General features: G+C 70.1%; 10 protein-coding genes. 1 reads left to right on the top strand and 9 read right to left on the bottom strand.

Going from position 1 to position 12,506, the window contains the following annotated elements; genetic code table 11:
* Window positions 1–25 precede the first annotated feature (25 nt).
* Both LV780_RS15975 and LV780_RS15970 read right to left on the bottom strand, forming a co-directional pair.
* On the bottom strand, window positions 26–787 hold the full coding sequence (locus tag LV780_RS15975; protein WP_108221171.1) for an SDR family NAD(P)-dependent oxidoreductase: 762 nt from the start codon (window positions 785–787) through the stop codon (window positions 26–28).
* A complete protein-coding gene (locus LV780_RS15970; RefSeq protein ID WP_108221172.1) occupies window positions 787–1,947 on the bottom strand; it encodes an acetyl-CoA C-acyltransferase in 1,161 nt (386 codons plus the stop codon). The genes LV780_RS15975 and LV780_RS15970 overlap by 1 nt, the downstream gene beginning before the upstream one ends.
* Before the next feature lie 370 nt (window positions 1,948–2,317).
* Here LV780_RS15970 and LV780_RS15965 point away from each other — a divergent pair, with 370 nt between their 5' ends.
* Entirely contained in the window at window positions 2,318–2,668 is a 351-nt protein-coding gene (locus tag LV780_RS15965) for a hypothetical protein (protein ID WP_101339957.1), read from the top strand.
* A 150-nt stretch (window positions 2,669–2,818) separates the two neighbouring features.
* On the opposite strand, the gene LV780_RS15960 is transcribed toward LV780_RS15965, so the two are convergent.
* Genes LV780_RS15960 through xdhA form a run of 7 tightly spaced genes read right to left on the bottom strand, consistent with a single transcriptional unit; the run spans window position 2,819 to window position 12,348 of the window.
* A complete protein-coding gene (locus tag LV780_RS15960) occupies window positions 2,819–3,913 on the bottom strand; it encodes a BMP family ABC transporter substrate-binding protein (protein WP_108221173.1) in 1,095 nt (364 codons plus the stop codon).
* A gap of 48 nt (window positions 3,914–3,961) precedes the next feature.
* On the bottom strand, window positions 3,962–4,894 hold the full coding sequence (locus LV780_RS15955; protein WP_108221174.1) for an ABC transporter permease: 933 nt from the start codon (window positions 4,892–4,894) through the stop codon (window positions 3,962–3,964).
* The gene (locus tag LV780_RS15950) at window positions 4,894–5,976 is read right to left on the bottom strand and encodes an ABC transporter permease (RefSeq protein ID WP_101339960.1); all 1,083 of its coding nucleotides are present in this window, start codon (window positions 5,974–5,976) and stop codon (window positions 4,894–4,896) included. The genes LV780_RS15955 and LV780_RS15950 overlap by 1 nt, the downstream gene beginning before the upstream one ends.
* On the bottom strand, window positions 5,963–7,483 hold the full coding sequence (locus LV780_RS15945) for an ABC transporter ATP-binding protein (RefSeq protein WP_101339961.1): 1,521 nt from the start codon (window positions 7,481–7,483) through the stop codon (window positions 5,963–5,965). Before LV780_RS15945 ends, LV780_RS15950 begins: the two co-directional genes overlap by 14 nt.
* Window positions 7,480–8,421: a xanthine dehydrogenase accessory protein XdhC gene (gene xdhC / locus LV780_RS15940; RefSeq protein WP_108221175.1), complete on the bottom strand. Its 942-nt coding sequence runs from the start codon at window positions 8,419–8,421 to the stop codon at window positions 7,480–7,482. Before xdhC ends, LV780_RS15945 begins: the two co-directional genes overlap by 4 nt.
* Entirely contained in the window at window positions 8,414–10,894 is a 2,481-nt protein-coding gene (locus LV780_RS15935) for a xanthine dehydrogenase molybdopterin binding subunit (RefSeq protein WP_117345114.1), read from the bottom strand. Before LV780_RS15935 ends, xdhC begins: the two co-directional genes overlap by 8 nt.
* Entirely contained in the window at window positions 10,891–12,348 is a 1,458-nt protein-coding gene (xdhA, locus tag LV780_RS15930) for a xanthine dehydrogenase small subunit (RefSeq protein WP_108221177.1), read from the bottom strand. Before xdhA ends, LV780_RS15935 begins: the two co-directional genes overlap by 4 nt.
* Window positions 12,349–12,506: the final 158 nt, after the last annotated feature.

Genomic DNA, 12,506 nt, shown 5'->3' with positions numbered 1-12,506 from the left:
TGCGGACGGGTCAGGGTGGCCCGCCCTACTTCGGCCCCATCCTGAGCGCCCCGTCGAGGCGGATGGTCTCGCCATTCAGCATCGGGTTGGTGAGGATATGCAGCGCCAGCGCCGCAAACTCGGCGGGGCGGCCAAGGCGCGAGGGGAAGGGCACCGCGGCGCCGAGGCTTTCCTGCGCGGCCTCGGGCAGGCCCTTGAGCATGGCGGTCTCGAAGATGCCGGGGGCGATCGCGCACACCCGGATGCCGAGCGGCGCCAGCTCGCGCGCGGCGGGCAGGGTGAGACCCACGATCCCGCCCTTTGACGCCGCATAGGCCGTCTGGCCGATCTGCCCCTCCCATGCCGCGATGGAGGCCGTGTTGATCGCCACGCCCCGCTCGGCCGTGTCGAGCGGAGCCAGCCCGGCCGCGCCCGCCGCAAAGAGCCGCAGAAGGTTGAAGCTGCCGATCAGGTTCACCTCGATGGTGCGCCGGAAGTCGTCGAGCGGCATCGTGCCGCCCTTGCCCAGCATCTTCCTCGCCGGGGCCACGCCCGCGCAATTGACCAGGATGCGGGCCGCACCATGCGCGGCCGCGGCCCTTTCCACCGCCTCTTCGGCGCTCTCGGCCGAAGCGACGTCGCAGGCGAGGGCCAGCCCGCCAATGTCGGCCGCCACGGCCTCGGCCGCCGACAGGTTGAAATCCAGCAGCGCAACCCGCGCCCCCGCCGCCGCCAGCGCCCGCGCGGTGGCCTCGCCCAGACCCGACCCGGCGCCGGAGACCAGTGCCGCCTGATCCCTCACATCCATCAGAGCAACTCCACCGCCAGGGCCGTCGCCTCGCCGCCGCCGATGCAGAGCGACGCCACGCCCCGCGTCAATCCGCGGTCCCGCAGGGCGGACAAGAGGGTGACGATGATCCGCGCCCCTGAACACCCGATCGGATGGCCGAGCGCGCAGGCGCCGCCGTTCACATTCACCTTGTCATGCGGCAGGTCGAGGTCGCGCATGGCGGCCATGGCCACGACGGCAAAGGCCTCGTTGATCTCGAAGAGGTCCACATCGCCCGCGTCCCAGCCCATCCGGTCGAGCAGTTTGCGGATCGCGACGATCGGCGCGGTGGTGAAGAGGTTCGGCGCCTGCGCATGGCTGGCATGGCCACGGATCGTCGCCAGCGGCGTGAGGCCTTGCGCCTCGGCGGCGCTCAGGCTGGTGATCACCAGCGCGGCCGCCCCGTCCGAGATCGAGGAGCTGTTCGCAGCCGTCACCGTGCCGCCCTCGCGGAAGGCGGGACGAAGCTGCGGGATCTTCTCGGGACGCGCCCGGCCCGGCGCCTCGTCATCGGCCACGTCATTGACCGCCACGACCTCTTCGGCAAAGCGGCCCCCCGAGATCGCGGCCTTCGCGCGCGAGAGGGATTCCAGCGCGTAGGCATCCTGCGCGTCGCGGGTGAACTGGTAGGCTTCGGCGCAATCCTCGGCGAAGGTGCCCATGGCGCGACCGCGATCATAGGCGTCCTCGAGCCCGTCGAGGAACATGTGGTCCATGACGCGGCCATGCCCGATCCGGTAGCCGCCCCGCGCCTTGTCGAGAAGGTAGGGCGCGTTCGACATGCTCTCCATGCCGCCCGCCACCACGATGCGCGCGCTGTCGGCCCGGATCAGGTCGTGCGCAAGCATGACGGCCTTCATGCCCGAGCCGCACACCTTGTTGAGGGTCGAGCAGGGCACCGACTGGGGCAGCCCCGCCCCCATCGCCGCCTGCCGAGCCGGAGCCTGCCCGAGCCCCGCCGGCAGGACGCATCCCATGATCAGCTCGTCCACCGCCTCTGACGCCAGTCCCGCGCGCGTCAGCGCGGCCTCGATGGCCGTGGCGCCAAGTTCGACCGCCGTTCGACCCTTGAGCGCCCCCTGAAACGCCCCCATCGGCGTGCGTGCCGCCCCCGCGATCACGATCGGTTCCGCTGTCATCAAGCCCTCCCTTCCTGCTGACCGGCGAAGGCTAATCCGGCAGGCTCGTGCGGTGGAAGTGCAAATGGCAGGTCAAAGGGCATCGTGACGTTCCGTAACGTCGGTGGGCAAGATCAGGCATCGACCGTTGGGCGGGTGGTTGACCCAGGGCACCATGCTGCGCCTGCGAATGGCTTTGGCCGGGCCGCGCGGGGCGTGACCGGGTCGCGGGCAAGGGATGGAAAGTGCGGCATATTGTTGCGGTTAGCGTCCCGCCGCCTGCATGGCGGGACTGCAGGGCCGGACGTAGACGCCGCTGCGGCGCAGCATTATGTTCCGCTCATCAATCGGCCTGTGCACAAAGGGCCAAACCTCTGGAAAGCGTCTCACGATGAAAAACCTTCTGGCTGTTACCGCTGCCGCCCTGGCCCTGGCCTCGTCCGTTTCCGCCGGTGAGCTGGTGCTCGATGCCCCCATGCAGGCCCGCAGCCTGCACGAGGGGGCGCTCGATCTCGTGGCCTATCGCAATGACCTCGCCGATGGCGGGATGGAAGTCACCGCGGCCTTCCGTGCGCGCACTCCGTCGGGTGAGCCGCAGGTCGTCAAGATGCTGCTGCAGGACCAGGACCGGGTGCAGTTCTCGATGCCTTCGGACCTGCGCACGATCTACACCTTCGCCCGTGCGGGCGATCGGGTGACGGTGGGCGCCGAGCCGGTGGCCTTCAGCCTCGCCTCGCAATAAGCCGATCATCCGATCCGAAGCGCGCGCGACGCAGCCCCTGACCCTGGCCCTGGCGGAGCGTCGCGCTGAGCCGCTCGGTCTGGCGAAAGGGTCACGACAAGAGAATGGCCCGGACCTGCGGTCCGGGCCATAGGTCTTGAAGGGTGGGCCTTACTTCGGGATCTCGCCCGAAATGCCCTCCACGTAGAAATTCATGCCCAGCAGATCGGCATCGGGTGCGGTCTCGCCTTCGGCCAGCCAAGTCGAGCCGTCCTGCCTGTTCAGCGGGCCGGTGAAGGGATGGTAGGTGCCATCGGCGATCGCGTCGTGAACCTCCATCGCCTTGGCCTTCACCTCGGCCGGGACCGCCTCGGTGATCTCGCCGATCTGCACCTCGCCGCCCGCGATGCCTTCCCAGGCGTCGGTGCCCTCCCAGGTGCCGTCGAGCACCATGCCCACGCGCTTGACGTAGTAGGGCGCCCAGTTGTCGATGATCGAGGACACGCGCGGCGAGGGCTTGTAGTTGGCCATGTCGGACGCCTGGCCAAAGCCGATCACGCCCGGCGTCTTGGAGGCCTCGGCCAGCGGGGCGGTCGAATCGGTGTGGGCAAGGATCACGTCCACCCCCTGCTCGATCAGCGCCTTGGCGGCGTCGGCCTCTTTCGCGGGGTCGAACCAGGTGTAGGCCCACACGACCGAGATCGTCACATCGGGGTTCACCTTGCGCGCGTGGATGAACGAGGCGTTGATGCCCTGCACCACCTCGGGGATCGGATAGGAGCCGATGTAGCCGATCTTGTTCGACTTGGTCATCATGCCCGCAATCGTGCCGCAGACCGCGCGGCCCTCGTAGAAGCGGGCGTTGTAGGTCGCCACGTTCGGATGCTCGCGCTTGAAGCCGGTGCAATGCTCGAACTTCACGTTCGGGAACTTGGCGGCCACGTTGTTGGTGGCGTCCATGTAGCCGAACGAGGTGGTGAAGATGATGTCGCAGCCCGACAGCGCCATCTGCGTCAGCACGCGCTCGGCGTCCGAGCCTTCGGGAACGCTTTCCTGGTAGATCGTCTCGACGCGGTCGCCGAACTCCTTCTCGACGGCCAGACGGCCCTCGTTGTGCTGGAAGGTCCAGCCGCCGTCGCCGATCGGGCCGACGAAGACGAAGCCCACCTTCACCTTGTCCTTGGCCTGGGCCATCGCGGCCTGGCCTCCCGCCAGCGACAACGCGAGACCCGAGGCGGCGCCTGCGAGAAGCGTTCTGCGATCCATTCTTTTGCTCCCTGTTCCCTGCCGGCGGTGCCGGCCGATAGTGCTGCCTCAGCGCGAGGCGTGGAAGGTCTTGCCCAGCGACGCCGGCGCCGAGCTGCTCCGGCGCCGGTCCGCCGACATGATGACCAGCACGAGGATCGTTATCAGATAGGGCGACATGGACAAGTATTGCACCGGGATCCGTGCGCCCGCGGCCTGCAGGTTCAACTGGAGGACGGTGATGCCGCCGAAAAGATAGGCGCCGAGCAGGACACGCCACGGCCGCCAGCTGGCAAAGACCACGATGGCCAGCGCGATCCAGCCTGCCCCCGCGGTGATCCCGTCGGTCCATTGCGGCACCCGGATGAGGCTGAGGTAGGCGCCGCCGAGCCCCGCCATCGCGCCGCCGAACAGGATCGCCAGCACCCGGATCCGCACCACATGGTAGCCGAGCGCATGGGCCGCCTCGTGATTCTCGCCCACCGCCCGCAACACGAGGCCCGTGCGCGTGTGGCGCAGCACGAACCAGACCGCGGCCACGGCGGCAATCGAGAGATAGACCATGATGTCGTGCCGGAAGAGCATCGTTCCCAGCCCGGGAATGTCCGACAGCGGTCCGAAGTCGAGCCGGCCCGTCGCGGGCGGCTTCACGCCCACATAGCCCTGCCCGATGAGGCTCGAGAGGCCGAGGCCGAAGAGGGTCAGCGCGAGGCCGCTGGCCACCTGATTGGCCATCAGGACCTGCGTCAGGAAGGCGAAGATCAGGCTCAGCGCGGCCCCCCCCACGGCGCCGCCGATGAAGCCCGCCCACGGGCTTCCGGTCTCGACGGCGACGACAAAGCCGCAGATCGCGCCGATGATCATCATCCCCTCGACCCCGAGGTTCAGCACGCCCGACTTCTCGACCACCAGTTCCCCGATGGCCGCGAGAATGATCGGCACCGAGGCCATCATCAGCGAGGCCACGAGGACGGCGGGATTGATGCCTCCGAACAGGTCCATCAGGCGGCCTCCTTCCGGCGCGGGCGGATGCGGTAGTTCGACAGAAGGTCCACGGCGAGGAGGAAGAAGAGCAGCATCCCCTGGAAGGCCTGGATCGAGGCCGCGGGCAGGCCGAGGTTCGTCGAGGCGTTGTCGCCGCCGACATAGGTCAGCGCCATCAGAAGCCCGGCGAGCAGGATGCCCACCGGATTGAGCCGCCCGAGGAAGGCCACGATGATCGCGGTGAAGCCATAGCCCTGCGCGAAGTCGATCGAGATCTGCCCCGCCGGCCCCGTCACCTCGAACAGCCCCGCCAGGCCCGCAAGCGCCCCCGAGATCCCCATGCACATCAGCACGAGCCGGTTGGGCGAGACGCCCGCGAAACGCGCGGCCCGCGGCGCCTGGCCCGCAAGCCGGATCTGGAAGCCGAGGATGTGACGCTGGAGAAGGATGTAGGCCGCGATCACTGCGGCAAAGGCCGCGACCACGCCCCAGTGCATGCCCGTCCCGGCGATCAGCTCGGGGTTGGCCGACGACGGCCACTGCGAGAGGTTGCGAGAGCCGGGAAAGCCGCCCCCTTGCGGATTGCGCAGGGCGCCCAACGCCATCGAGGCCATGATCGACTGCGCGACATAGACGAGGAGGAGCGAGACGAGGATCTCGTTGGTGCGGAACTTCGTGCGCAGGATGGCGGGGATCATCGCCCAGATCCAGCCGCCGAAGGCGCCCGCCGCCACCATCAGCGGAAAGATCAGCCGGCTGTCGGTGGGATAGAGCGCAAGCCCCGCCGCGGCGCCGAAGATGGCGCCCATCATGTATTGCCCTTCGGCGCCGATGTTCCAGACGCCCGCGCGGAAGCCGAGGCTCAGCCCCACCGCGATCAGGATCAGCGGCCCCGCCTTCACCAGAAGCTGGCCGCGGAAATACCAGGCGAACTCGCCGAACAGCGGGTCCCAGAAGATCGTGCGGATCGCCTCGACGGGGTTCTTGCCCAGCAGCGCGAACATCAGCCCGCCCGCCAGCATGGTCAGGACAACGGCCAGCACCGGGGTCGCCCAGTTCCAGAAGCGCGACGGGTTGGGCCGCTTCTCAAGCGTGAGCATGGGCCACCTCCATCCCGTGCGCGCCGCCCATCATCAGGCCGATCTCCTCGATGGACAGGCCCTGCGTCGGCCGGGGCACGCTAAGCCGGCCCTCGTTCAGGGCCGCGAAGCGATCGGCGATTTCCAGAAGCTCGTCAAGGTCCTGACTGATGACCACGACCGCCGCCCCCGCCGCCGCCCTGTCGAGGATCGCCTGCCGGATCGCCGCCGCGGCCGAGGCGTCCACGCCCCACGTCGGCTGGTTGATGATGATGACCGACGGATCCTGCGACAGCTCGCGGCCCACCACGAACTTCTGCAGGTTGCCGCCCGAAAGCGCCCGCGCGGCCACCCATGTGCCGGGCGTGCGCACGTCGAACCGCTCGACGATCTCGGAGGCGAAGGCGCGCGTGCCCGCCCAGTCGATGAAGCCGCGCCATGTCAGCCGCTTGCGCACCACCCCCGACAGGAGCGCGTTCTCCACAAGGCTCATGTCGGGCGCGGCCGCATGGCCCAGCCGCTCTTCGGGCGCGGCCACCAGCCCCCGCGTGCGGCGCTCGTTCGGCCCGAGGTCGCCCACGCCGTGCCCCTCGACCAGCACCGCATCCTTCGGCGCGCGCAGCTCGCCCGAGAGCGCGATCAGCAGTTCGTCCTGCCCGTTGCCCGCCACGCCCGCAATGCCCAGCACCTCGCCGCGGCGCACCTTGAAGCTGATGTCCTTGAGCGCGGTGCCGAAGGGGATCGGCGAGGCGACCGACAGTCCCGCCACCTCGAGCGCCACCTCGCCCTTGGGGGTCGCGTGCCGCTCGGGCGGGGTCAGGACGGTGCCCACCATCAGTTCGGCCATCTCGCGGGCCGAGCGTTCGCGCGGGGTGCAGGTCGCCACCACCTTGCCGCGGCGCAGGATCGTCGCCTCGTCGCAGAGCGCCCGGATCTCCTCGAGCTTGTGGCTGATGTAGAGGATCGAGGTCCCCTCGGCCGCCAGCTGGCGCAGGGTCTGGAACAGGATCTCCACCTCCTGCGGGGTGAGGACCGAGGTCGGCTCGTCCATGATGAGCAGTTTCGGATCCTGCAGCAGGCAGCGCACGATCTCGACCCGCTGCCGCTCGCCGGCCGAGAGGTCGCCCACCATGCGCGACGGATCGAGGGGCAGGCCATATTCCTCCGAGACCTGCCGGATGCGCGCGGCGAGATCACGCAGCCTCGGCGGGTTCTCCATCCCGAGCGCCACATTCTCGGCCACGTTCAGCGCCTCGAACAGGCTGAAATGCTGGAACACCATGGCCACGCCCGCAGCCCGCGCCTCGCGCGGCTCGCGCGGGGCATAGTCCTGCCCGCGCAGCCGCATCCGCCCCTCGTCGGGCCGGACCAGCCCGTAGATCATCTTGACCAGCGTGGACTTGCCCGCGCCGTTCTCGCCGAGGAGCGCATGCACCTCGCCTTCCCGGATCGAGAAGGACACGTCCGAGTTCGCGACCACGCCCGGATAGGCCTTGGTCACCCCCTCGATCCGCAGAAGTTCCGTCATGACGCGATCTCCGCCCCCGCTCTGCGCTTTTCCCCCAGCAACCTTACCGCGACGCCCAAGGCAATCGCCTGCGGATGCTTGCCGAGCGACTTGTCGCCGATCGGGCACACCATGTGCGCGATCTGCCCCTCGGAATGGCCAAGCGCGCGCAGCCTGCCACGGAAGCGGGCAGCCTTCGTGGCCGAGCCGATGACCCCGAGCCCGGCCGACCCGTGCGCGAGGATGCGGTGGCAAAGCTCGAGATCCAGCGCGTGCGAGAATGTCAGCACGAGATGTTCGGCCGCGCGCGGCGCATGGGCCACCAGTTCCTCGGGCCGCTTGCACCAGATCGCGCGCGGCCCCTCGGGCAGCGCCTCGGGAAAGCGGTCGCGCGCCACGTCGATCCATGTCAGCGCGAGATCGGGCAAGGGTGCCAGCACCGCCACCAGCGCCCGGCCGACATGGCCGGCGCCCCAGATCCAGACCTGCCGTTCCGGCATCGCCAGGGGCTCGATCAGCCAGCCCTGCCGGATCTGCACCGCCGGCCGCGCCCCCTCGCGCCGCGCCCGGTCGATCAGCCGCTTCACCTCGAGCCCCATGGGTCGCCCGTCCAGGCTGCGCGCCACCAGCGGCCCCGCAACCGTCGAAAGCGTCGCCGCGTCCCAGACCTCGGTGACCAGCGTCACCGATCCCCCGCAGCATTGTCCGAGCGCGGGACCAAGCGGCCTCCGGTCCACCCGCCGCCCGCCGTCCGCCAGAAGGGCCCTGGCCCGCGCGGTGGCCTCCCACTCCAGCGCGCCGCCGCCGATGGTGCCCGAACTCCCGCCCTCCCAGACGAGCATGGCCGCGCCCGGCGCGCGGGGCGCCGATCCTTCGACCGCGCCCACCACCACCCGGGCCACGCGCCCGTGTTCCTCCACGGCCGCCCGCAACCCTTCAAGGTGGAAACCCTCAGCCACGCTGCCGCCTCACCGCCATCAGGATGCGTTCCGGCGTGGCCGGCGCATCCAGCGCGGGATAGACCGAGCCGTCGCCACAGGCCGCCACCGCGTCCGAAAGTGCCATCAGCACCGAGATCCCGAGCATGAAGGGCGGCTCGCCCACCGCTTTCGACCGCCCCACCGTCTCCTCGGGATTCGGCCGGTCCCAGAGGGCCACGTTGAAGATCCGCGGCCGGTCCGAGCAGGCGGGGATCTTGTAGGTCGAGGGCGCATGGGTGCGCAGCCGCCCCTCGCCGTCCCAGACCAGCTCTTCCGTGGTGAGCCAGCCCGCCCCCTGAACATAGCCGCCTTCGATCTGGCCCAGATCCAGCGCCGGATTGAGGCTCGAGCCCGTGTCGTGCAGGATGTCGGCCCGCAGGATGCGGTTCTCGCCGGTAAGGCTGTCGATCACGACCTCCGACACCGCGGCCCCGTAGGCAAAGTAGAAGAAGGGCCGCCCGCGCCCCTTCAGCCGGTCCCAGACGATCTTCGGCGTCCGGTAATAGCCGGTGGCGGATAGGGGCACGCGCGCCTGATAGGCCATGGCCGCCACGTCGGCGAAGGAGAGGTCGGCCCCGCCGACGCGCACCCGCCCCTCCTCGAACCGCACCTCCTCCGCCCGCGCCTGATGCCGTCCGGCCACCAGATCCGCCAGCCGCTCACGCAGCGTCACGCAGGCGGCGCGCACCGCCATCCCGTTCAGGTCCGACCCGGACGAGGCCGCCGTGGCCGAGGTGTTCGGCACCTTCCCGGTGTCGGTGGGCGTGATCTTCACCGCCTCGACCGGCAGCCCCAGCTCGGCTGCGGCCACCTGCGCGACCTTCTGGAACAGCCCCTGTCCCATCTCGGTCCCGCCGTGGTTCAGATGCACCGATCCATCCTGGTATATGTGCACCAGAGCCCCCGCCTGGTTCAGCCAGGTCAGCGTGAAGGAGATCCCGAACTTGACCGGCGTGATTGCAAGGCCGCGCTTCAGTATCGGGCTCTGCCGGTTCCATTCCGCGATCTCGGCGCGGCGCCGGGCATAGCCTGCCCTCTCCGCCAGTGCGGCCACCAGCGCATCGCCGATGAAATCCTCGACCGGCATGTGGTAGGGCGTCGTCTGTACCCCCTCGGGCACGGGCGGAGGCAGCTCATGCCCGATGGCCTCCGCCCCGCGCGAGGTCAGATCCACCTCTTCCGCGCCGAGGCGCTTCCGCGCCGCGGCATCCTCCTCCTTCATTCTGGCGGAAATATCCCGGGGGTCCGGGGGCAGAGCCCCCGGCCTTGTCCCCGGCTCCGGCGCGCATCTCTCCTGTCCGCCCTCCGCCATCGGCGCATAGAAGTTCGCCTGCCGCACCGCGAGCGGATCGCGGCCGAGCGCATGGGCCACATGGTCCATCACCCGCTCGATCCCGATCATGCCCTGCGGCCCGCCGAAGCCCCGGAAGGCGGTGGCGCTCTGGCTGTGGGTGCGCAGCCGGTGACTCTCGATCCGCACCGCGGGCAGGTGATAGGCATTGTCGGCGTGCAGCATCGCCCGGTCCGCCACCGGCAGCGACAGGTCCTGCGACCAGCCGCAGCGGAAGAGGTGGCGGAACTCGACCCCCGAAAGACGCCCTTCCGCATCGAAGCCCGCGCGGTAGTCGATCCTGAGGTCGTGGCGCTTGCCGGTGATGATCATGTCGTCGTCGCGGTCGTAGCGCATCTTGCAGGGCCGCCCCGTCATCCGCGCGGCCAGCGCGCAGGCGATGGCCAGCGCATTGCCCTGGCTTTCCTTGCCGCCGAAGCCGCCGCCCATCCGCCGCACCTCGACGCGCACCGCGCTCATCGGCAGTCCCAGCGCATGGGCCACCTTGTGCTGGATCTCGGTCGGATGCTGGGTCGAGGAATGGACATGCATGTCGCCCCCCTCCTGCGGCAGGGCGAGCGCCACCTGACCCTCGAGGTAGAAATGCTCCTGTCCCCCCACCTCCATCGACCCCTCGACACGGTGCGGGGCGGCCGCGATGGCCTCCGCGGCCCGGCCCTTCTCCCAGACGACCGGCCCCTCCTCGAAGCGCGAGCCGGCGGCCAGCGCCTCATCGACGGTGAGGATCGCCGGCAGCGGCCGGATCCCGGGCCGCGCCAGACGCGCCGCGCGGCGGGCCGCCCGATGGCTCTCGGCCACCACGAGAAACAGGGGCTGTCCCGCATAATGGACGCAACCGCGCGCAAGGAGCGGCTCGTCGTGGGTCGAGGGCGAGCAGTCCGGCATCGGATCGAGGTCATCGGGGCCGATCACCCGCACGACGCCCGGCGCGCGCCGCACCGGATCGAGATCGAGCGACAGGATCTCGCCATGCGCCACGGGCGAGAGGCCGAAGGCCAGATGCAGGGTGCCGCGCGGGGTTGGGATGTCGTCCACATAGCGCGCGGCGCCGGTGACATGACGCGGGGCCGCGTCGTGCGGCAGGGGCTTGCCGAGGCTCATGCGCCCACCTCCAGCACCGAGACCCTGCCGCCGTCGAGATCGTGGAAGACGCGGGTCAGCATGTTGGCCGCCGCCTCCAGCCGGTAGGCGGCCGAGGCGCGCATGTCCGAAAGCGGGGTGAAATCCTCGGCGAACGCCGGCCGGGCGGCCTCCAGCGTGGCGAGCGTCCAGGGCCGGCCGATGAGACCGGCCTCGACCGCCGACGCCCGTTTCGGGATCCCCGCCATGCCGCCAAAAGCCACGCGGGCCGAGACGACATGGCCCTCGTCCAGCCCGATGTTGAAGCAGCCGCAGACCGCCGATATGTCCTGATCGAACCGTTTCGACAGCTTGTAGCAGCGCAGCCCCGGGGCCTCGGTCGGGATCGTGACCGCCTCGACGAACTCGCCCGGACGCCGGTCCTGCTTGCGGTAGTCGAGGAAGAACGCCTCGATCGGCAGCGAGCGCCGCTCCTCTCCCCGACGCAGGTGCAGCGTGGCGCCGAGCGCGATCAGGGCGGGCGGCGTGTCGCCGATGGGCGAGCCGTTGGCGATGTTGCCGCCGATCGTGGCGGCGTTGCGGATCTGCACGCTCGCGAAACGGCGCAGGAGTTCGGCGAAGGCGGGCAGGCGGGGTGCCAGCGCCGCGCGCAGTTCGGCGATGGTGACCATGGCGCCGACGCGGAGCTGTCCGTCCTCGTCGTCGATGCGGCGGAGCTCCGGGATGGCGCCAAGGAAGATCGGCGTCGGCAGGTCGCGCAGCTCTTTCGTGACCCAGAGGCCTACGTCGGTGGCGCCCGCGATCAGCGTGGCCTCGGGACGGGCCTCGTAGAGACGCGCAAGCTCCTCGACGCTCGTCGGGCGGCTGGCGGCGGCGGGGGGGCTGTCTGCCCCCCCGTGCCCGCCCGCCGGGCGGGCGTTCGCGACCGCCCCTCCCGGGGAGGGGCTCCCGCCGCTCACGGTCCCCCCCGAGGATATTTGGGGCAGAGTGAAGGATGGCAGCCAGTGGGGCTGCGGTTCTGTCTCGGCGGCTTGGGCGGCGCGGATGATGGGGGCGTAGCCTGTGCAGCGGCAGAGGTTGCCCGCGAGCGTGTCGTCATGGTCGCGACAGCCGGTTGCGTGCGCCACGGCGAGCGACATGACGATGCCGGGCGTGCAGAAGCCGCATTGCGAGCCGTGTTCGTCGATCATCGCCCGCTGGACGGGATGCAGGCGGCCGTCGGGCGCGGCGAGGCCCTCGACGGTGCGGACCTCCTTGCCCTGCAGTTGCGGCAGGAAGAGCAGACAGGCGTTCAGGGCGCGCGGGCCGGTCTCATCAGCCACCATGACGGTGCAGGCGCCGCAGTCGCCTTCGTTGCAGCCCTCCTTCGTGCCGGTGAGGCCGCGGTCTTCGCGCAGGAAGTCGAGGAGCGTCCGCGTGGGCTCGGCCGAGACGCTGAGGGGCGTTCCGTTCAGGATGAACGCGATGTCCGTCATGTGAGAACCTGCCGCCTTCTGTGGTGCCTTGCTTGCGCCGGTGCAGGTCCGCCCGATGCGGCGTAAAGCGGGCCTGCGACATATCGTGTCATGAAAGCCTGCCGGGACGCCGGATGGCAAGGGGGTCCGGCCTTCGACAAGACGGCGCCACGGCGTCT

It is taken from the genome of Cereibacter azotoformans (genome assembly GCF_021391315.1).
GTDB lineage: Bacteria > Pseudomonadota > Alphaproteobacteria > Rhodobacterales > Rhodobacteraceae > Cereibacter_A > Cereibacter_A azotoformans.
Note: the sequence above shows the minus strand (reverse complement) of the source record. Positions and strands in the feature narration are given on the sequence as shown.